At 72.9% G+C, this 17866-nt stretch carries 19 protein-coding genes; 9 read left to right on the plus strand and 10 right to left on the minus strand.

Going from position 1 to position 17866, the window contains the following annotated elements:
* Positions 1-121: 121 nt before the first annotated feature.
* Entirely contained in the window at positions 122-2374 is a 2253-nt protein-coding gene (locus BM385_RS17215) for a HelD family protein (RefSeq protein WP_093843578.1), read from the plus strand.
* On the opposite strand, the gene BM385_RS17220 is transcribed toward BM385_RS17215, so the two are convergent.
* Positions 2352-2816 (minus strand): NUDIX domain-containing protein, encoded by a 465-nt coding sequence (locus BM385_RS17220; RefSeq protein WP_093843579.1) that lies wholly within the window; start codon positions 2814-2816, stop codon positions 2352-2354. The two genes, BM385_RS17215 and BM385_RS17220, sit on opposite strands and share 23 nt — an antisense overlap.
* Before the next feature lie 99 nt (positions 2817-2915).
* Here BM385_RS17220 and BM385_RS17225 point away from each other — a divergent pair, with 99 nt between their 5' ends.
* Positions 2916-3338, plus strand: a complete 423-nt coding sequence (locus BM385_RS17225; protein ID WP_175543015.1) for a four-helix bundle copper-binding protein — start codon at positions 2916-2918, stop codon at positions 3336-3338.
* An 81-nt stretch (positions 3339-3419) separates the two neighbouring features.
* Here BM385_RS17225 and BM385_RS17230 read toward each other — a convergent pair whose 3' ends face one another.
* Both BM385_RS17230 and sodN read right to left on the minus strand, forming a co-directional pair.
* The gene (locus BM385_RS17230) at positions 3420-5858 is read right to left on the minus strand and encodes a SpoIIE family protein phosphatase (protein WP_093843580.1); all 2439 of its coding nucleotides are present in this window, start codon (positions 5856-5858) and stop codon (positions 3420-3422) included.
* Between the two features lie 148 nt (positions 5859-6006).
* On the minus strand, positions 6007-6402 hold the full coding sequence (gene sodN, locus BM385_RS17235) for a superoxide dismutase, Ni (protein ID WP_019433320.1): 396 nt from the start codon (positions 6400-6402) through the stop codon (positions 6007-6009).
* A 171-nt stretch (positions 6403-6573) separates the two neighbouring features.
* Between sodN and sodX the strand changes: the two genes are divergently transcribed.
* Positions 6574-6993, plus strand: coding sequence for a nickel-type superoxide dismutase maturation protease (sodX, locus tag BM385_RS17240; protein ID WP_093843581.1), 420 nt, complete (start codon positions 6574-6576; stop codon positions 6991-6993).
* Here the strand turns inward: sodX and BM385_RS17245 are convergent.
* Positions 6906-7529: a CGNR zinc finger domain-containing protein gene (locus tag BM385_RS17245; RefSeq protein ID WP_093843582.1), complete on the minus strand. Its 624-nt coding sequence runs from the start codon at positions 7527-7529 to the stop codon at positions 6906-6908. The two genes, sodX and BM385_RS17245, sit on opposite strands and share 88 nt — an antisense overlap.
* 88 nt (positions 7530-7617) lie before the next feature.
* On the opposite strand from BM385_RS17245, the gene BM385_RS17250 reads away from it, so the two are divergent.
* On the plus strand, positions 7618-8382 hold the full coding sequence (locus BM385_RS17250) for a class I SAM-dependent methyltransferase (protein ID WP_093843583.1): 765 nt from the start codon (positions 7618-7620) through the stop codon (positions 8380-8382).
* Between the two features lie 104 nt (positions 8383-8486).
* Here the strand turns inward: BM385_RS17250 and BM385_RS17255 are convergent, their stop codons facing one another.
* Positions 8487-9722: an NAD(P)-dependent malic enzyme gene (locus BM385_RS17255; protein ID WP_093843584.1), complete on the minus strand. Its 1236-nt coding sequence runs from the start codon at positions 9720-9722 to the stop codon at positions 8487-8489.
* A 481-nt stretch (positions 9723-10203) separates the two neighbouring features.
* Here BM385_RS17255 and BM385_RS17260 point away from each other — a divergent pair, with 481 nt between their 5' ends.
* Genes BM385_RS17260 through BM385_RS17270 form a run of 3 tightly spaced genes read left to right on the plus strand, consistent with a single transcriptional unit; the run spans position 10204 to position 12855 of the window.
* Positions 10204-11145, plus strand: coding sequence for an ABC transporter substrate-binding protein (locus tag BM385_RS17260; RefSeq protein ID WP_093843585.1), 942 nt, complete (start codon positions 10204-10206; stop codon positions 11143-11145).
* A gap of 7 nt (positions 11146-11152) precedes the next feature.
* Positions 11153-12082: an amino acid ABC transporter permease gene (locus BM385_RS17265; protein ID WP_019433325.1), complete on the plus strand. Its 930-nt coding sequence runs from the start codon at positions 11153-11155 to the stop codon at positions 12080-12082.
* Between the two features lie 20 nt (positions 12083-12102).
* Entirely contained in the window at positions 12103-12855 is a 753-nt protein-coding gene (locus tag BM385_RS17270) for an amino acid ABC transporter ATP-binding protein (protein ID WP_037755823.1), read from the plus strand.
* Positions 12856-12876: 21 nt separating this feature from the next.
* Here BM385_RS17270 and BM385_RS17275 read toward each other — a convergent pair whose 3' ends face one another.
* From BM385_RS17275 to BM385_RS17285, 3 genes are all read right to left on the minus strand, one after another.
* On the minus strand, positions 12877-13677 hold the full coding sequence (locus BM385_RS17275; RefSeq protein ID WP_093843586.1) for an SDR family NAD(P)-dependent oxidoreductase: 801 nt from the start codon (positions 13675-13677) through the stop codon (positions 12877-12879).
* Between the two features lie 44 nt (positions 13678-13721).
* A complete protein-coding gene (locus BM385_RS17280; RefSeq protein ID WP_093843587.1) occupies positions 13722-14288 on the minus strand; it encodes a Uma2 family endonuclease in 567 nt (188 codons plus the stop codon).
* Between the two features lie 115 nt (positions 14289-14403).
* A complete protein-coding gene (locus BM385_RS17285) occupies positions 14404-14970 on the minus strand; it encodes a helix-turn-helix transcriptional regulator (RefSeq protein ID WP_246337974.1) in 567 nt (188 codons plus the stop codon).
* A 50-nt stretch (positions 14971-15020) separates the two neighbouring features.
* Here BM385_RS17285 and BM385_RS17290 point away from each other — a divergent pair, with 50 nt between their 5' ends.
* The gene (locus BM385_RS17290; protein ID WP_254791633.1) at positions 15021-15254 is read left to right on the plus strand and encodes a DUF2000 family protein; all 234 of its coding nucleotides are present in this window, start codon (positions 15021-15023) and stop codon (positions 15252-15254) included.
* A 25-nt stretch (positions 15255-15279) separates the two neighbouring features.
* Here BM385_RS17290 and BM385_RS17295 read toward each other — a convergent pair whose 3' ends face one another.
* A complete protein-coding gene (locus BM385_RS17295; RefSeq protein ID WP_019433331.1) occupies positions 15280-15819 on the minus strand; it encodes a GNAT family N-acetyltransferase in 540 nt (179 codons plus the stop codon).
* 102 nt (positions 15820-15921) lie between these two features.
* Here BM385_RS17295 and BM385_RS17300 point away from each other — a divergent pair, with 102 nt between their 5' ends.
* Positions 15922-16860, plus strand: a complete 939-nt coding sequence (locus BM385_RS17300; protein WP_019433332.1) for a zinc-binding dehydrogenase — start codon at positions 15922-15924, stop codon at positions 16858-16860.
* A gap of 36 nt (positions 16861-16896) precedes the next feature.
* Here the strand turns inward: BM385_RS17300 and BM385_RS17305 are convergent, their stop codons facing one another.
* Positions 16897-17652, minus strand: coding sequence for a FadR/GntR family transcriptional regulator (locus tag BM385_RS17305; RefSeq protein ID WP_019433333.1), 756 nt, complete (start codon positions 17650-17652; stop codon positions 16897-16899).
* Between the last annotated feature and the right edge of the window lie 214 nt (positions 17653-17866).

Below are 17866 nucleotides of genomic sequence, written 5' to 3' on the forward strand. Positions count from 1 at the left end.
CGGATACAGAAAAACCCCGCCTGGAAATGCGGGGAAAGCATTGCTATATTGCTGGGTTCGTGCGCGTGAGAAATGCCGAACTCGCGCAGGATAAAGCCAGTTTACCGAAGGGGGAATTCCTTTGTCAACCGCGCGTGACAGGGAACAGGAATGCCTGACCGAGCTGTACACCCGCCTCGACGAGCTGCGCGAACAGACCCGGCAGCGGCTGGACCAGGTGCTCTCCACCACCGGCCTCGGCCACCAGGGCCTGACCGAACGGGACGTCGCCGCCGCCGGCCTCGCCCGCCGGCTCGGCGAACTGCATTCCGTCGAGAACGGCCTGTGTTTCGGCCGGCTCACCATGACGGAAGGACCGGACCGCGCCATCGGCCGCATCGGAATTCCGGCGGCGGCCGACGAAACCGAACCCCCGCTGATCGACTGGCGCGCACCCGCCGCCCGCCCCTTCTACACCGCCACCGGAGCCCGCACCGAAGGCGTCCGCGTCCGGCGCCACCTGCGCACCAGCGGCCGTACCGTCACCGGCGTCCAGGACGAGGACCTCGCCGCCGGCGCGGTCGCCGGGGCCGGCGGCGACGGCACCCCGGCACTGCTCACCGCCCTGAACGCCCCGCGCACCGGCCGGATGACCGACATCGTCGCCACCATCCAGGCCGAACAGGACGCGATCATCCGCGCCCCCCGGGCCGGGGTGCTCGTCGTCCAGGGCGGCCCAGGCACCGGCAAGACCGCCGTCGCCCTGCACCGCGCCGCCTACCTGCTGTACACCCACCGGGAACGGCTCGCCCGCGACGTCGTGCTGATCGTCGGCCCCGGGACCGCGTTCCTGCGCTACATCGGCGAGGTCCTGCCCTCCCTCGGCGAGAGCGGCGTCCTGCTGGCCACCCCCGCCGAGCTGTACCCCGGCGTCACCGCCGACCGTCCCGAGGACCCGCGCACCGCCGAGCTCAAGGGCCGCGCGGCCATGGCCGGGGTGATCGCCGCCGCCCTCGCCGACCGGCAGTGGCTGCCGGCCGACACCCTGCGCATCGACCACGACGGCGAGACCCTGCACCTCGACCGGGCCGGCGCCGAGCGGCTGCGCCGCCGCGCCCGCGACCTCGGCCTGCCGCACAACGAGACCGCGCCCCTGCACGGCGAACTGGTCGTCGACGCCCTCGCCCGCTCCGTCGCGGCCGGCATCCACACCGCCGTCCTCGGCCCCGGAGGCGAGGACGGCGGCTGGGGAGACGGCGGCGACTGGCCCCCGGGCGAGGACGACTCCCTGCTGAGCGAGGACGAACTCGACGACCTGCGGGCCGAGCTGCGCTCGTCCCCCGGCGTACGCGCCGCCCTGCGCCGGCTGTGGCCCCCGCTCACCCCGCAGCGGCTGCTCGCCGACCTGTTCGCCTCGCCCCGCCGGCTGGCCACCGCCGCCCCCCGCCTCACCGACGCGGAACGCGGCCTGCTGCTGCGCGAGCCCGGCGGCTGGGCCCCCTCGGACGTACCGCTGCTGGACGAGGCCGCCGAACTCCTCGGCACCGACGACCGCGCCGCCCGGGCCGCCGAAGCCGCCGAGCACGCCGAACGGCTGCGGCTCGCCCAGGAAGCCCTGGACGTCGCCCGCGGCTCCCGCGCCACCGAACACGACGACGGCACCGACCCCGAGACCCTGTCCGCCTTCGACCTGCTCGACGCCGGCCGGCTCGCCGAACGCCACGCGGAAGCCGACCACCGCACCCCCGCAGAACGCGCCGCCGCCGACCGCACCTGGGCGTTCGGGCACATCGTGGTCGACGAGGCGCAGGAACTGTCCGCCATGACCTGGCGGCTGCTGCTGCGCCGCTGCCCGGCCCGCTCCATGACCCTGGTCGGCGACATCGCGCAGACCTCCGCGCCCGGCGGCGCCCGCTCCTGGGCCGCGGCCCTCGACCCGCACCTGGGGCCCGGCCGGGCCCGTACCGTCGAGCTGACCGTCAACTACCGGCTGCCCGCCGAGATCGCCGCCCCGGCCGCCGATGTGCTGCGCGCCATCGACCCGGAGCTGCGCCCGCCCCGCGCCGTACGCTCCACCGGCGTGCCGCCGTGGCACCGCACCGTGCCCGCCGGCCGGCTGCCCGCCGGGACCGCCCGCGCCCTGGCGGACGAACGCGCCGCGCACCCCGGTGGCACCGCCGCCGTGATCGCCCCGCCGGACCTGCTGCCCGCGCTCACCGCGGCGGTCGGCCCCGTACCCGGGGTGAGCGTGCTGGACCCGCGCACCGCCAAGGGCCTGGAGTACGACACCGTCCTCGTCGTGGACCCCGGTGCGATGCCGCTGCCCGACCGCTACGTCGCGCTCACCCGCGCCACACAGCGGCTCGGCATCCTCACCCCCAGCCGTGCAGGCTGACCACCGGCTCCCCGCGCAGCGCGCGGTGCAGCATCCGGTCGGTGGAGAGCACCATCTCCCCGGCCGGCACCTCGCCGGTCCCCACCCAGCGCACCTCGCTGTGCTTGCCCGGCTCGGTGTTCACCGGCTCGCCCTGCCACCGCTCGGCCACGAACACCACCGTGAGGAACCCGGCCGCCGAGCCGATACCCGGCGCCGCGTGCACCACCGACGCCAGCCGCAGATCCTCCTCCGCCACCACCAGACCGGTCTCCTCGCGCAGTTCCCGCACCGCGCCCCGGGTCACCGGCTCGCCCGGCTCGCACTTGCCCAACGGCAGGTCCCACAGGCCCGCCCCGAACCGCGCCCCCGCGCCGCGCCGCAGCAGCACCACCCGGGCGCGCTCCCGGTCGTGCACGACGACGGCGGCGGACAGGGGCGGGGCGGCTGCGGAGGACGTCATGCGCCGCAGCCTAGAGGTTTGCCCGCGGGCCGCCGCGGCCACCCGTGACCCAGCCATCGCAGAACGAGGAGAACACCGGAGGAGAAGGGGCGAAGAACGATGACCACGGCACACGAGACCATGATCCGCGGCATGCTGCGCAGCTACCCCGCCGACCTGGGGCACGTCGACCGGGAGGCGATGGCGCGCTGCATCGAGGCGTGTGTGGCCTGCGCGCAGAGCTGTACGGCGTGCGCGGACGCCTGTCTGTCGGAGGTGCGGGTGGCCGACCTCGCCAAGTGCGTGCGTACCGACCTGGACTGCGCGGACGTCTGCGAGACGACCGGGCGGGTGCTGTCCCGGCACACCGGCTACGACGCGCAGCTCACCCGCGCCCAGCTGACGGCGTGCGTGGCGGCGTGCAAGGCGTGCGGCGACGAGTGCGGCCGGCACGCGGAGATGCACGAACACTGCCGGATCTGCGCCGACGCCTGCCGCCGCTGCGAGGAAGCCTGCCGCGAACTGCTCGCCGCGCTCGGCTGAGCCGCTGAGCCGCTGAGCCGCTGAGCCGCTGAGCCGCTGAGCCGCTGAACCCGGCCCCGGGCCGTCCGCCGTCCGGCGGGGTCAGGGACGGTCCGGCAGCTGCTGCTCCGCCCAGATGGTCTTGCCGCCGGCCGACTGGCGGGTGCCCCAGCGCTCCGTCAGCTGGGCCACCAGCATCAGCCCGCGCCCGCCCTCGTCGAACCCGGCCGCCCGGCGCAGATGCGGGGCGGTGCTGCTGGTGTCCGAGACCTCCACGATCAGCGTGCGGTCCAGGATCAGCCGCAGCCGGATCGGCCCGGTGGCGTGCCGGATGGCGTTGGCGATCAGCTCGGTGACCACCAGCTCGGTGGTGAACACCAGCTCCGCGAGCCCCCAGTCCGTCAGCTGCCCGCTCACATCCTGCCGGGCGATGCCGCAGCTGGCCGGGTCGTCGGGGATGTCCCAGGCGGCGACGTTCCGCTCGTCGAGCATCCGGGTGCGCGCCATCAGCAGCGCCACGTCGTCGCCCGGCGGCTCCCCGGCGAGCAGGGTGCTGATCACCTCCTCGCAGCGGGCGTCGAGCGAGGGCGCGGGGGCGGCGATCGCCCGGTGCAGCCGCCGGTACCCCTCGTCCATGTCCCGGTCCCGGCGCTCCACGAGGCCGTCGGTGAACAGCGCCAGCACCGAGCCCTCGGGCAGGGTCAGCTCCGCCGACTCGAACGGCAGCCCGCCCAGGCCCAGCGGCGGCCCGGCCGGCAGCTCCACCGTGATGACCTCCGCCGTCTCCGGCAGGTACAGCACGGGCGGCGGGTGCCCGGCCCTGGCGACGGTGCAGGAGCCGTTCACCGGGTCGTAGACCGCGTACAGGCAGGTGGCGCCGATGTCCCCGGGGCCCTCGGCCACGCCGGTGTCCTCCGACAGCCGGAGCACCAGGTCGTCCAGGTGGGTGAGCAGCTCATCGGGCGGCAGATCGACGTCCGCCAGGGTGCGGACGGCGGTACGCAGCCGGCCCATCGTCGCGGACGCCTGCACCCCGTGGCCCACCACGTCGCCCACGATCAGCCCCACCCGGGCGCCGGACAGCGGGATGACGTCGAACCAGTCGCCGCCCACCCCGGTCTGCCCGGCCGCCGCCAGATAGCGGGAGGCGACCTGGACGGCGGTGCGCTGCGGGAGGGTCTGCGGGAGCAGGCTGCGCTGGAGCCCGAGGGCTGTCTCGCGCTCGTGGGTGAACCGCTGCGCGTTGTCCAGGCACACGGCGGCCCGCGCGGCGATCTCCCGCGCCACCAGGACGTCGTCGGGCGCGAACGGGTCCGGGCGCCGGTAGCGGGCGAACTGCGCCACGCCCAGGGTCACCCCGCGCGCCGACAGCGGGACGGTGAGCGCCGAGTGCACGCCCAGCTCCCGGGCCCGCCGCCCGCGTACCGGGTCCTGTTCCACCCAGGCCAGGAAGTCGGGGTCGTCGCGGTCCAGCACCACCGGTTCGCCGGAGAGCACCGCCCGTACCGGGGAGGCGGAGACCGGGTGGTCCCACACCTCGCCGTCCGCCACCAGCGCCCCGGGGCTCTCCGGCAGGGCGGAGCGGTGGGCGACGCGGCGCAGGGTCAGCGTCCCCTCCTCCAGGGCGGGCAGCGCGGCGCCGTGCGGGTGCGGGACGGCCAGCAGGTCGACGGTGGCGAAGTCGGCGAGCCGGGGAACGCACACGTCCACCAGCTCCTGCGCGGTGCGGCCGACCTCCAGGGTGCTGCCGATCCGCCGCCCGGCGTCGTTGACCAGCTGGAGCCGCACCCGGGCCCGGTCCTCGCCGGTGATGTCCACGGCGGCCAGCGCCACGGCCACCAGCCGGCCCTCCTGGTCCCACACCGGGGCGATGCGGCCGAGCCAGGCGTGCTCGCGGGTCTCGCCGCCGGTGCGCAGCCGGGTGCGGACGTCCCGGGGCCGGCCGGTCCGTACCGCTTCGCGCAGTTGTTCCTCCAGCTCGATGCTCTGGGGTTTGCCGCCGATCTCCGACAGCCGCAGCCCGCGCACCTCGTCCTCGGTGACGCCGATGACCTCCTCCATGGCCCGGTTGGCGCGGCGCAGCCGGATGTCGGTGTCGTAGAGCGCGAGGGCGTTGGGCGCGTACAGGAAGGCGGAGCGGGGGAGCTGGTCGTCCTGCGGGGTGCGGGTGGTGCCGGTGATCGGGCTGACCACCAGCCAGCCGTCCGGGTGACCGTCCCGCTCCGACAGCCGGTGGACGAGCAGGCGTACGGTGAGCCGCCGTCCGTCGCGGTGCCGCAGCGCGACCCGGCCCTTCCAGAGCAGCGGGCCGCCGTCCGGGGGCGGGACGCCGGGCGGTACGGGATCGGCGAGCAGTCCGGCGGCGGGACGGCCGACGGTCTCGGCCGCGGGGTGGCCGAGCAGCCGGCGGGCGCCGTCGTTCCAGTGCGTGACCGTCCCGGAGGCGTCCAGGACGGCCCGGGCGGTGGCCGCCTCGTCCGGGGGCCCGGACCAGGGGTCGGCCCCGTCCCTGGTGGGGTGCCCCGGGCCGCCTGTACTCACATCCCCAGCGTGTGGCACGGGCGGCCGGCCGACAACCGCACAGAGCCGCCCGGGGTCGGGGACGTACCGGGCCCGGAACCTCCCCGTACACACCGGCGGCGCCCGTCCCCCGAGGGGCCGGGCGCCGCAGGGCGACCTGAGCCGGCGTTCACGCCTTCTTGGTCTCCCAGAAGATCTCGTCGATCTTCGCGATGTAGTCCAGGGCCTTCTGGCCGGTGGCCGGGTCGGTGGAACCCTTGGCCGCGCTGAGCGCCTTCAGGGTGTCGTTGACCAGCTGGTGCAGCTCCGGGTACTTCTCGAAGTGCGGCGGCTTGAAGTAGTCGCTCCACAGCACCGACACGTGGTGCTTGGCCAGCTCGGCCCGCTCTTCCTTGATGACGGTGGCCCGGGCCCGGAAGTGCGGGTCCTCGTTGGCCTGGTACTTCTCCTGGACTGCCTTGACGGATTCTGCCTCGATGCGCGCCTGGGCGGGGTCGTACACGCCGCACGGCAGGTCGCAGTGGGCACTGACCTTCACCGTGGGGGCGAAAAGGCGGGAGAGCATGGGGCCGTCCTTCCTCGTGATCGTCTTCTCGCGTGCGACATTACTCCGTGAGGGGCGGCTTTTCTCGGTTGACCCCGGTCACCGGGCCCGGCTTACATCCAAAGTCCGATGCGAGCGGGCCAACCGGCCGAGTGCGAAGGCCGGTCGAGCACAGGAAGAGGCAGCGGGCGGATGACGGAGCGGGCAGGGCGGCGTGCGGACGGGACGGGGCGGATCGGCCTCGCCGAGGTGTACAACCCCTCGATGCTGCCCACGCTGCGCCCGGGCGACCGGTTGCTGCTGCGGTACGGGGCCCGGGTGCGGCCGGGCGATGTGGTGGTGCTGCGCCATCCGTTCCAGCACGATCTGCTGATCGTCAAGCGCGCGGTGGAGCGGCGGGGCGCGGGCTGGTGGGTGGTCGGGGACAACCCCGAGGTCACCAACGACAGCCGGGAGTTCGGGGCGGTTCCGGACGATCTGGTGGTGGCGCGGGCGCTGGTGCGGCTGCGGTCGCCGCGCCGGTCTCAGCGGTCGCCGCTGGCGGTGCTGGGCTGGCTGCCGTCGGCGGTACGGCCGCTCAGTTCGCGTTCGCGGCGCTTGCGGGCCCGGTAGGCGGCGACGTTGGCGCGTGTCGCACAGCGATCCGAACAGTAGCGTTTGGAGCGGTTTGTTGACGTGTCGATATACGCGTTGCGGCAGGGTCCGGCCTCGCAGATGCCGAGCCGGTCCACCCCCAGGTCGGTGAGCTGGAAGGTGAGTCCCATGCAGGCGATCGCGGCGTAGCCGGCGGTGGCGTTCGAGGGGTGCTCGGCCAGGTGCAGATGCCACAGCGGGCGGCCGGTGTCGTCGTCCCGGTACTCGTGCCCGGAGATCTGCGGGCTGGCGGGGTACTCCAGGAGCAGGGCGTTGAGCAGATCCACGGCCCGTACCTCGTCGCCCTCGGCGGCGGCGGTGAAGACGGCGCGCAGCCGGGTACGTACTCCCTTGAGGCGGGTGATGTCGGCCTCGCCGGCCCGGCGGGCCAGCTGCTGCATGGGGCCGAAGAGGGCGCGGACGGATTCCACGGAGGTGAGGGTGTCCTTCTCCCGCAGCGGTTCCTCGCTGTTGACCAGGCGCACCGCGAAGTCCGAGTAATAGGCCAGTTCCACTTGTGTTCCTTACTCCCGCCTGCTTAGAGTGACACTGTACTTGTAAGGGTCACTATCAGTGTGGCCCATTACCAGGGGAGTGTCGCGCATGGTGTCCTGGGAACAGTGGCAGGAGAGTTGGGACCGGCAGCAGGAGTGGTACCTCCCGGACCGCGAGGAACGGTTCCGGGTCATGCTCGACGGGGTCGAGGCCCTGGCCGGCACCGAACCGCGGGTCCTGGACCTCGCCTGCGGCACCGGCAGCATCAGCGCCCGGCTGCTGCGCCGCTTCCCCGGCGCCACCAGCACCGGCGTCGACCTCGACCCCGCACTGCTCACCATCGCGCGCGGCACCTTCGAGGGCGATAGCCGGATCACCTTCGTCACCGCCGACCTGCGGGACCCGGCCTGGACCGACGCGCTGCCGTACGAGACGTACGACGCCGTGCTCACCTCCACCGCCCTGCACTGGCTGGCACCCGACGCACTGCGCACCCTGTACGGACAGCTCGCCGATCTGCTGCGGGCCGGCGGCCTGTTCGTCAACGCCGACCACATGCCCAACCCCGACGCACCGCGCATCAACGCCGCCGTCCACGCCTTCACCGAGGCCCGGCAGGAGAAGCTGCGGGCCGAGGGCGGCCGGGACTGGCCGCAGTGGTGGACCGAACTGGCCGCCGACCCGCAGCTGGCGGACGTGGCCGCCGAACGCTTCGCGATCTTCGGCAACCCCGCCGAAGCCTCCGGCGACCACGACGACACGGGCGCCCGCCCCATCGGCTGGCATATCGAGACCCTGCGCGCGGTGGGCTTCGCCGAGGCGACCTGTGCCTGGGCCTCCCTCACGGACGCGGCGGTCCTCGCCCTGCGGTAGCCGGAGCCGGGCGCGGCCGGGGCCGGGACACCCGCCCGGCACCGCCGTGACCCGCGCCCGGCGGCCCGTGCGGCCCGCCCCCGTCCGGGGCGGGCCGCACGCCGCTACCGGCGGGCCACCCCCTCCGCGCGCGCCGCCTCGGCGACCGCCGCCGCGACCGCCGGGGCGACCCGGGTGTCGAACGGCGAGGGGATCACCTTCGACGGCGACAGTTCGTCCGCCACCACCGCCGCCAGCGCCTCCGCCGCCGCCAGCTTCATCCCCTCCGTGATCCGCGCCGCCCGCACCCGCAGCGCGCCCGCGAAGATGCCGGGGAACGCCAGCACGTTGTTGATCTGGTTCGGGTAGTCGCTGCGCCCGGTCGCCACCACCGCCGCGTACCGCGCCGCGACCTCCGGGTGGATCTCCGGCGTCGGGTTGGCCATCGCGAAGACGAACGCCCCAGGCGCCATCGTCGCCACCGCCTCCTCCGGCACGCTGCCGCCGCTCACCCCCACGAACACATCCGCGCCCGCCAGCGCGTCCGCCAGCGAACCGGTCACCCCGGCCTTGTTGGTAGCCGCCGCCAGCTCCGCCTTCACCCCGGTCAGCTCCGCGCGGTCCGCCGACAGCACCCCCTTGCGGTCGCACAGCGCCACATCGCCGATGCCCGCGCCCAGCAGGATCCTCGCGATCGCCGCCCCCGCCGCGCCCGCGCCCGAGATCACCACCCGCAGCTCGGCAAGACCGCGCCCGCTCAGCCGCGCCGCATTCCGCAGCGCCGCCAGCGTCACCACCGCCGTACCGTGCTGGTCGTCGTGGAAGACCGGGATGTCCACCCGCTCCTGGAGCCTGCGCTCGATCTCGAAGCAGCGCGGCGCCGCGATGTCCTCCAGGTTGATGCCGCCGAACGACGGCGCCAGCCGGGCCACCGTCTCCACGATCTCGTCCACGTCCTGGGTGTCCAGCGCCAGCGGCACCGCGTCGACACCGCCGAACTCCTTGAAGAGGATCGCCTTGCCCTCCATCACCGGCATCGACGCGCCGGGGCCGATGTCGCCCAGCCCCAGCACCGCGCTGCCGTCCGTCACCACGGCCACCACCTGCGAGGTCCAGGTGTAGTCGTGCACCAGCTCCGGCTGCTCGGCGATGGCCGCGCACACCGAGGCGACCCCGGGCGTGTACGCGAGCGACAGATCGGCGGCGTCGCGCACCGGCACCGTGGAGGCGACCTCCATCTTTCCGCCCCGGTGCAGGGCGAAGACCGGATCGAGCAGGCTTGCGGCGGCCTCGGCGGTACCGGCGGCGTCCGCACGCTCCGTACCGGCCGCGCCGCGAGGATTGATGATCTCCGATGTCACGAGAGGTGAACCCCTTTGGTTGCGCTGTCACGAGGGTGGCCGTTTCCCGGTCGGGAAGCGGGCGGGCACCACGTCCGCGTCCCGGCCGGCGAGTGGCCGCCGTAGGGGAGTGGCGCGGACGCCGGACGCGCCGCACACGCGCCCCGGTCCCCGGGTGAGGGGTGTTAACGGATCGTTCTACCCGATGGCGGGGGGAGCGCGCACGCCCGAGTGTTGGCCAGGACATGGCACGCCCGGCGGGGTGACCGATGTCTCATCCCCGGTGCGCGCAGGTCACAGCGCCACCCGCGTGCGGCAGTTCGTCACTCCCGGTGAGCAGTACGCGATGTCCGTTATCCGATCGGGACGCAGCGGTGGACGCAACTCGACCTGCGGATGGCAGGATGCCTACTCGTCCTATGCACAAGAAACGAACACAGTCGTGACACTCGAAGACGTGTGCCCGGCCTCGGATACTCCCCACCCCCAGGAGGACCACGCCATGACCAGCCTCACCCGACGCTCCCGCTGTACGGTCCTGGGAGCCTTCGCCACCGCCGGTGTGCTGCTGCTGAGCGCCTGCGGTGACCAGACCGACGGGGACAACGGGTCGGGCGGATCCGCCTCCGGCAACGGCGGCGGGGCCAATGCCGAGGCCCCGCTGTACGACCTGCTGCCCGAGGCGATCCAGGAGGCCGGCGTCATCAAGGTCGGCTCCAACATCGACTACGCCCCGATCGAGTTCTTCGACGACAACGACGAGATCGCCGGCATCGACCCGGACATCGCCGCCGCGCTCGGCGAGGTCCTCGGCGTCGAGTTCACCTTCAGCGACGGCACCTTCGACGGCCTGGTCCTCGGCCTCAACAACGGCCGCCACGACATCGTGATGTCGGCCATGACCGACACCAAGGACCGGCAGAACGGCATCAGCGAGGACGCCGAGGGCGGCGCCGACTTCGTCAACTACTTCCAGGCCGGCTCCGCCATCCTGGTCGCCAAGGGCAACCCCGAGGGCATCAACGGCGTGGCCGACCTGTGCGGGCTGACCGTGGCCGCCCAGCGCGGCACCGCCAACGAGTACCTCCTGGACGCCCAGCAGGAGGAGTGCGACGAGCCGATCAGCCCGATGATCAACGAGACGGACTCCAACTCGATCACCGCCCTCCAGAGCGGCCGTGCCCAGGCCGTCATCACCGACTTCCCCGTCGCGCTCTACAACGAGCTGAACGCGGGCGGCGGTGACCTCTTCGAGGTCGTCGGCGAGCAGATCGACGCCGCCCCGTACGGCATCGCCGTCAAGAAGGACAACACCGAACTGCGCGACGCCATCCAGGCCGCCGTCCAGGAGATCATCGACAACGGCACCTACGACGAGGTGCTGGCCAAGTGGAGCGCCGAGACCGGCGCCGTCGACGAAGCCACCATCAACGCGGGCGAGTGACGCGCCGGTGTCCCTCGATCTCGACAAGGGCCGCGACGAGGTGGCCCCCGAGGAGCTGACAGCGGTCCCGGTACGCCACTGGGGCCGCTGGATCGGCGCCGGCCTGGTCATCGCGCTGCTCGCCATGGTGGTCTGGGCGTTCGCCAACGCCAAGATCAACTGGAACGTCGTCGGCGACTACCTGACGTACGACCGCATCATGGAGGGTGCCCTCAACACCCTGTGGATCACGGTGTGCGCCATGGTCCTCGGCCTGGTGCTGGGCATGCTGCTCGCCGTGATGCGGCTGTCCGACAACCCGGTGCTGTCGTCGGTCGCCTACGGCTACATCTGGTTCTTCCGGGGCACGCCGGTGCTGGTGCAGCTGGTGCTCTGGTACAACCTCTCCTACATCTTCGACACCGTGAATCTCGGCTTCTACAAGAACGAGATGAACGACGTCATGACCCCGTTCCTCGCCGCCCTGCTGGGGCTCGGCCTGAACGAGGCCGCCTACATGGCGGAGATCGCCCGCGCCGGCATCAAGTCCGTGGACAGCGGCCAGACCGAGGCCGCGCAGGCGCTGGGCATGAACGGCACCAAGACCATGCGGCGCATCGTGCTGCCGCAGGCGATGCGCGTCATCATCCCGCCGTCCGGCAACGAGTTCATCAACATGCTCAAGACGTCCTCGCTGGCGTCGGTGATCTACTTCGACGAACTCTTCCGGGCCGGCGACACCATCAGCTCCCGCAACCTCGCGGTGATGGAGATGATGATGGTGGTCAGCGTCTGGTACCTGCTGCTCACCACGGTGTTCAGCATCGGCCAGTACTACCTGGAACGGCACTTCGCCAAGGGCAGCGACCGCGAGCAGCCACCCACGCCGCTGCGGCGGCTGCGGCAGCAGCTCACCACCTTCCGTACCAAGAGCCGGGTGGGAGGCGAAACCGTATGAGCGACACCGACGACACGCCGATGGTGAAGGCCGAGCGCGTCCACAAGTCGTTCGGCGCGGTCGAGGTCCTCAAGGGCATCGACCTCCAGGTACGGCGCGGCGAGGTGTTCTGCGTGGTCGGGCCCTCGGGCTCGGGCAAGTCCACCTTCCTGCGCTGCATCAACCACCTGGAGAAGATCAACGCCGGGCGGCTGTACGTGGACGGCGAACTCGTCGGCTACCGGCAGCGCGGCAACAAGCTCTACGAGATGCGCGAGCGGGAGGTGGCCGCCCAGCGCCGGGACATCGGCATGGTCTTCCAGCGCTTCAACCTCTTCCCGCACATGACCGCCGCCGAGAACGTCATGGAGGCGCCGGTCCAGGTCAAGGGCCTGCCCAAGGCCGAGGCCCGGGAGCGCGCCGAGGAGTTGCTGGAACGGGTGGGCCTGGGCGATCGCGCCGACCACTACCCGGCGCAGCTGTCCGGCGGGCAGCAGCAGCGGGTGGCGATCGCGCGGGCGCTGGCCATGGACCCCAAGCTCATGCTCTTCGACGAGCCGACCTCCGCGCTCGACCCCGAGCTGGTCGGTGAGGTGCTGGATGTGATGCGGGCCCTCGCCGAGGACGGCATGACCATGATCGTGGTCACCCACGAGATGGGGTTCGCCCGCGAGGTCGGCGACTCCCTGGTGTTCATGGACGAGGGCGTGGTCGTGGAGTCGGGCCACCCCCGCGAGGTGCTGACCAACCCCCGGCACGAGCGGACCAAGGCGTTCCTCTCCAAGGTCCTGTAGCGGCACCCCCGGCCCGTCCGCTCACAGGGCGTGCCCGCCGGCCACCTGGATCACCTGCCCGGTGATCCAGGCGGCCTGCCGGGAGGCCAGGAACACCACCGCGTCCGCGATGTCGCGCGGGGTGCCCACCCGGCGCAGCGGGATGGCGGTCAGCGCGCGCTCCACCAGCTCCTGCGACATCCACCCGGTCTGCACCGGGCCGGGCGCCACCGCGTTGACCCGCACCCCGGCCGGGCCCAGATCCAGGGCGGCGGCCCGGGTGAACGCCTCAAGGGCCGCCTTGGAGGTGCCGTAGCCCAGCTGCCCGGGGAAGGCACGGGCGGCGTCGGTGGAGATGTTGACGACGGCGGCGGTGCGCGACCCGGCCGCCGCGCGGCGCGCCACCTCGGCGGTGAGCAGCGCCGGGGCGAAGGTGTTGACGGCGTAGTTGCGGTGCAGGCTGCCGGCGGTGAGGTCCAGCACCCCGTCCGGGCTCTCGGTGTGCGCGGCGTTGTTGACCAGGACATCGACCGGGCCGAGCCGCTCCTCGACGGCGGCCGTCAGCCGCTGCGCCGCGTCCGGCGCCGCCAGATCGGCCGGCACCGCGCACGCGTCGGCCGCGCCCAGCTCCCGCAGCCGCGCCACGGTCTCCTCGGCGGCCCGCGCGTCCCCCACATAGTGCTCGGCCGCCACCCCCTCCGGCAGCTCCGCCCCGCCCCCGCCGTACCAGTGCACCGCGACGGCGGCCCCCTGCTCGGCGAACGCGGCGGCGATCTCCCGCCCGATGTTGCGGTGTGCCCCGGTGACGAGAACGACGCGGCCACGGAGTCCGGTATCGATCATGCCCGGCAGGGTGCACCGGCGTCCGCTCTGCCCGCAACCGGGTTTCAGGAGTACTGAGGGAACCGCCCGGTGGCGATTTTCAGACCGAGCGTGGCCAGCTCGACATCCTCGCCGTACAGACCGTGCAGAACCCCCTGGTATTCGCCGTCGCGGGGGACCGTGTACCGGGTCCAGCTCCCCTTGCGTGGGTCGATCAGCAGGTACACGGGAATGCCGGCGTCGGCATACCAGGCGACCATGTCGCGGGTGTCCTTGCTGCTGTTGCCTTTGGACACCACCTCGACCACCAACTCGACGGATCCGGGCTCCGCCAGCCAGCTGTCGGAGTCCTCGAAAGAGGCATCACAGACCAGCAGATCGGGGCTGGCGTAGTCGTCGGGATCGTGCGGGAGTGCCACCGATGCGACCTGGAAGGGTTGCAAGCCTTCGGGAAGCGCCGGTCGCAGCTGGTCGTAAAGCTTGTTGATGATCCCGGCGTGCTTCCCACGGGGGATGGGCGACATCATGAGGACTCCTCGGATGATCTCGGCACGCAGACCAGATGCGTCCTCCGCCGCCTCGGCGGCGCGGCGCAGTGGAGTCATCTCTGGGTCGGCGGTCATGGGGGCCATGGCATCCTCCTTCCGGCGCCGTCGAGTTCAACGATCCGGGTCCTCGCCGGTAGCGGGCGCGCGCCCCGCACCCGGGTGCGTCGTCGCCGGTGCGCCGCGCAGCCGCCCGTCCGTTTCAGCCCGCCGCCCGGCGGTACGTCGCCGGGGTGATGCCGTAGACGCGGGTGAACCAGCGCGTCAGGTGCGGCTGGTCGGCGAAGCCGCAGGATGTGGCCGCCTCCGCGGGGGTGGTGCCGGTGGCCAGCAGGCGGCGGGCGGCGCGCAGCCGGAGCAGGCGCTGGTAGTCGCTGGGCGGCATCCCGTACTCCGCGCGGAACGCCCGGTACAGCGCGTACCGGCTGCACCCGGCCGCCCGGGCCAGGGCGTCGGCGCCGAGGTCGCGGTCCCACGCCTCGTCCAGCAGCGCCTTGGCCCGGCGCGCCGCCGCGCCGCCCGCCGGGGCGGTGCGCAGCCGGGGGCGTACGGTGGCGGCCTCCCGGACCAGCGCGGTCACCACCGAGCTCAGCCGCTCCTCGCGCACCAGCGTGCCCGCCCCCGCCACCAGCGCGTGGTGCAGTCCCAGAAGGGCGCGGGCCAGCACGGGCGCGTACCGCACCGGGCGGTCGAACAGCGGCAGGCCCCGTTCCCGTCCGCCGGCCGCGTCCGCCAGCACCTCGCGCACCAGGGACGGGTGCAGGTGCACGATCCGGTAGGTGAAGAAACCGCTATCTCGCCCTGCTGCGCGAGCCCGTCCTGGTCTTCGCCGCCGACGCCGCCGCGCTCACCCGCACCCACGCCCGCGCGCTGTCGCGGGGGCTGACGGCGGCGGTGTACACCGAGGACATGTTCGCCACCGGGCACGACGCCGACAACCGGGCGGCGGTGCGCGCCGTCGCGGCGGAGAAGCTCAACCTGGTGGGGATCGGGCTGTACGGGGCGCGCACCCCGGTCGACAAGGTGATCAAGGGGCTCACGCTGCACGGCTGAGCGGTCAGCGGTCAGCGGTCAGGGGTCAGCCGTCCAGGACGCGGCTCCACACCTCCTTCGGCGGCGCCTCCAGCGGGGTCAGCTGGCCGCTCTTCGTCCAGCCCCAGGACTGGTACGCGGTGCGCGCCGTGCTGTCCCCGGGCTCCAGCAGGGCGAGCGCCACCGCCGGGTTGGCGCGGGCGAGCAGATCGGTCAGCAGCCGGGTGGCGACCCGCTCGCGCCGGCGCGCCGGGATCACCATCAGTTCGGCGACCACGAAGACCTGCCGGGACGCGGCGAGTTCGTCGATCTCGGCGGGTACGTCCTGGAACTCCTGCCACCAGGCGGAGTCCCGCTCCACCCGGAATCCGTACGCGGCGCCCACCAGCGCCGGATCGCTGGCCAGCACGAGGTCGAAGTCCTCCTGCTGGACGTCGTGCTCGGTGAGCCGCCGGATGAAGTCCTGCCGTTCCAGCGGCAGCGCGCCGTACGCGTCGCGGTACGCCGCGCCGTGGATGTCGGCGATCTGTTCGCGCTGCGATTCCGCCTGCCAGCGGCTGAGCCGCCGCAGAAAGACCGTGCCCATCGGTGCCTCCCCGAAGCCCCTCGTGCCCCCGGACGGAGGCGACCTCTCATCGTCCCACCGAAGTACCCCCGCGCGGAACGCCCGGACGATAGCGTTGACCTCATGTTTGCCGCCTACGCCGCACGTCTGGACGCCGACGACCCGCTGTCCGCACTGGAGTTGGGGGAGCGGCCCGAGCCGCAGGCACCGCCGGGCTGGACGGTGGTCCGGGTGCGGGCCGCCTCGCTCAACCACCACGATCTGTGGTCGCTGCGCGGGGTGGGCCTGGGTGCCGGGTCGCTGCCGATGATCCTGGGCTGCGACGCGGCCGGGACGGACGAGTACGGCAACGAGGTGGTGGTGTACCCGGTGATCGGCGGGGCACGCCGCACGCTGCTGTCGGAGAAGTACCAGGGGACGTTCGCGGAGCGGGTCGCCGTACCGGCCGGCAATGTGCTGCCCAAGCCGCCCGAGCTGTCGTTCGAGGAGGCGGCGGCGCTGCCGACGGCCTGGCTGACGGCGTACCGGATGCTGTTCACCAAGGCCGGGGTGCGGCCGGGGGACAGTGTGCTGGTGCAGGGCGCGGGCGGGGGAGTGGCGACCGCCGCGATCGTGCTGGGTGCCGCCGCCGGGCTGCGGATGTTCGTCACCGGCCGGGACGAGCACAAGCGGCGCCGGGCGCTGGAGCTGGGCGCGGAGGCGGTGTTCGCGCCGGACGCCCGGCTGCCGCACCGGATGGACGCGGTGCTGGAGACGGTGGGCGCCGCGACCTGGTCGCACTCGGTGAAGTCGCTGCGGCCGGGCGGCACGCTGGTGATCTCCGGCACCACCACCGGGCCCAACCCGCCGGCCGCCGAGCTCCAGCGGATCTTCTTCCTGGAGCTGACGGTCGCCGGCTCCACCATGGGCACCAAGGAGGAGCTGGCCGGGCTGCTGAGCCTGTGTGCCGCCAAGGGGGTCCGGCCGCTGATCGACACGGTGCTGCCGCTGGACCGGGCGCGCGAGGGGTTCGCGCGGATGCGGGCGGGCGACCTCTACGGGAAGATCGTCTTCACGGTCTGACGGTCACTGCGGGGCGGCGGGGAGCGGGCGGCGGGCTCAGTCCGCCTGCTCCATCGCCGCGCTCAGCCGCGCGTTGGCCATGCGCATGTGCTCGGCCATCGCGCGGTCGGCGGCCTCCGGGTCCCGGTCGCGGATCGCGGCGAGGACGGCGTCGTGTTCGCACAGGGTGCCGCTGACGGTGCCCTCGATGTCGCTGACGCGTTCCATCCACACCTGGAGCAGCGCCCGGATGCTGTGCAGGATGTCGCTGAGGACGGTGTTACCGGCGATGCGGGCGGTCTCCAGGTGGAAGGCGATGTCCGCCTCGATGAACGCCTTGGCGTCGCCGCCCGCTTCCCGCATGTGCTGAAGGTGCTCCTCCAGCCGCACCACGTCCGCGTCGGAGGTGCGCTGGGCGGCGAGCCGGGCGGAGACGGCCTCCATGTGGGTGCGTACCTCGACCAGGTCGCGGGTGCGCCGCTGGCCCAGCATGAGGCCCCAGTTGATGGCGCGGGGCAGGAACTCCGAGGTGCCTTCGCGGACATACGACCCGGAGCCCGGCCGTATCTCGATGATGCCCAGCACGTCCAGGGCGGACAGCGCGCCGCGCACGCTGGAGCGTGCCACTCCCAGGGCCTCGGCCAGCTGCCGTTCGGCCGGCAGCCGGGTGCCGGGCCGGATGTCGCCCGAGGTCAGATGGTCGAGCAGCCGCTTGGCGACCTCGCTGACGGAGGACTCGCGCACGACGGGGCGCAGCAGCTGGGCCAAGTCGGGCGCGGCGGCGGGGGTCTGCTGATCGGACTGGGTGGTCACGCAGACCAGTACACCAGATGGACGGTGCTGGCAGCCAAGGCCGCAATCCATCCGAAATGTTCAGCAGAACGTCAAGTGGGGTCATACAGTCGGTTATGTGACATTCATCACCTCGGAGAATTGGTGACCAATTTACCAGTCGAGGCTTAGCGTGTCCGCAGTCCGGCAGACGCCGCCGCTCAGGGCGCTGCCGGAAGGACCCACCCGGACGGAG

This window comes from Streptomyces harbinensis (assembly GCF_900116145.1).
Classification (GTDB): Bacteria; Actinomycetota; Actinomycetes; order Streptomycetales; family Streptomycetaceae; genus Streptomyces; species Streptomyces carpaticus.

What these genes read in the sequence shown, in the direction of transcription:
- BM385_RS17220 (WP_093843579.1), bottom strand. Translation starts at nt 2,816, where the DNA reads ATGACGTCCTCCGCAGCCGCCCCGCCCCTGTCCGCCGCCGTCGTCGTG.
- BM385_RS17225 (WP_175543015.1), top strand. Translation starts at nt 2,916, where the DNA reads ATGACCACGGCACACGAGACCATGATCCGCGGCATGCTGCGCAGCTAC.
- sodN (WP_019433320.1), bottom strand. Translation starts at nt 6,402, where the DNA reads ATGCTCTCCCGCCTTTTCGCCCCCACGGTGAAGGTCAGTGCCCACTGC.
- sodX (WP_093843581.1), top strand. Translation starts at nt 6,574, where the DNA reads ATGACGGAGCGGGCAGGGCGGCGTGCGGACGGGACGGGGCGGATCGGC.
- BM385_RS17250 (WP_093843583.1), top strand. Translation starts at nt 7,618, where the DNA reads ATGGTGTCCTGGGAACAGTGGCAGGAGAGTTGGGACCGGCAGCAGGAG.
- BM385_RS17260 (WP_093843585.1), top strand. Translation starts at nt 10,204, where the DNA reads ATGACCAGCCTCACCCGACGCTCCCGCTGTACGGTCCTGGGAGCCTTC.
- BM385_RS17270 (WP_037755823.1), top strand. Translation starts at nt 12,103, where the DNA reads ATGGTGAAGGCCGAGCGCGTCCACAAGTCGTTCGGCGCGGTCGAGGTC.
- BM385_RS17275 (WP_093843586.1), bottom strand. Translation starts at nt 13,677, where the DNA reads ATGATCGATACCGGACTCCGTGGCCGCGTCGTTCTCGTCACCGGGGCA.
- BM385_RS17280 (WP_093843587.1), bottom strand. Translation starts at nt 14,288, where the DNA reads ATGGCCCCCATGACCGCCGACCCAGAGATGACTCCACTGCGCCGCGCC.
- BM385_RS17295 (WP_019433331.1), bottom strand. Translation starts at nt 15,819, where the DNA reads ATGGGCACGGTCTTTCTGCGGCGGCTCAGCCGCTGGCAGGCGGAATCG.
- BM385_RS17300 (WP_019433332.1), top strand. Translation starts at nt 15,922, where the DNA reads ATGTTTGCCGCCTACGCCGCACGTCTGGACGCCGACGACCCGCTGTCC.